We start from the raw sequence: 1,069 nt of genomic DNA, 5'->3' as shown, positions 1-1,069 counted from the left end.
GTCGCGGCGGGCCTGGACATGATCCGGCTCGGCCGCGCCGACGTGGTCGCGGTCGGCGGCGGCGAGGCCGTCATCGGCCCGCTGACGCTCACCGCGTTCGCCTCGATGCACGCGGTCTCCCGGCGCAACGACGACCCGGCGGGAGCCTCCCGCCCCTACGACAAGCAGCGGGACGGGTTCGTCCTCGGCGAGGGCGCCGCCGTCCTCGTCCTGGAGTCCGCCGCGCACGCCCGCGCCCGGGGCGCCCGGGTCTACTGCGAGCTGGCGGGGGCCGGGGTGAGCGCGGACGCCCACCACATGGTGCGGCCCCAGCCGGACGGCCTCGGCCTGGCGAGCGCCCTGCGCAAGGCACTCGCGGACGCCGCCCTGACCCCGGCGGACGTGGCCCACGTCAGCGCCCACGCCACGTCGACCCCGCAGGGCGACATCGCGGAGAGCCGCGCGCTCAACCACGTACTGGGGGAGTCCGGTTACGCCGTCTCGGCCGTCAAGTCGGCCGCGGGGCACCTGATCGGCGGCTCCGGGGCGCTGGGCGCGCTCGCCGCCGTGCTGTCCCTGCGCGACCGCACGGTCCCGCCCGTCGCGAACCTGGCCGACCTGGACGACGCCATAGCCCTGGACGTGGTCCGCACCGTGCCCCGCGCCCTGCCGGCCGGCGACCTCGCGGCCCTCTCCAACGCGGCGGGCTTCGGCGGCCACAACGTGGTGCTGGCGTTCCGCGCCTGACGGCACGCGAGAGGGGGGCCGGTCGGTGACCGGCCCCCCTCTCGTACGCGTACGGGTCAGACCGCCGCCGTGTCCGCGAGCGTGCCGTCGCACAGCTGCTTCCACATCAGCCGGCGGCGCGGCTTGCCGCTCGACGTGACCGCCAGTCCGCTGCGGCGGACGTGGACGAGCAGCAGCTCCGCGTCGGGCAGCGACTCCGTGACGACCTCACGGGCGACCGCGTCCCACTCCGGCTTCGCGCCCTCCATGACCACGGCGGCCGTCGCGACGCCGTCGCGGAAGCCCAGCAGCACGGCCGCCCGGCGCTCGGTGACGCCCAGCTCGTGCAGCCGGCCCTCCAGGC

1 protein-coding gene and 1 pseudogene are annotated in these 1,069 nt (G+C 77.1%); one reads left to right on the top strand and one right to left on the bottom strand.

What is annotated here, in order from left to right:
* A partial coding sequence (locus tag G3I41_RS29665; RefSeq protein ID WP_275408459.1) for a beta-ketoacyl synthase N-terminal-like domain-containing protein occupies positions 1–726 on the top strand: 726 nt, incomplete at its 5' end.
* Between the two features lie 56 nt (positions 727–782).
* On the opposite strand, the pseudogene G3I41_RS29660 reads toward G3I41_RS29665, so the two are convergent.
* A pseudogene (locus G3I41_RS29660) lies at positions 783–1,069 on the bottom strand (AMP-dependent synthetase); the annotation flags it as partial.

The sequence above is a fragment of the Streptomyces sp. SID9727 genome (assembly GCF_010550605.1).
Taxonomy (GTDB): Bacteria; Actinomycetota; Actinomycetes; order Streptomycetales; family Streptomycetaceae; genus Streptomyces.
This window is presented reverse-complemented; position numbering and strand designations above follow the sequence as displayed.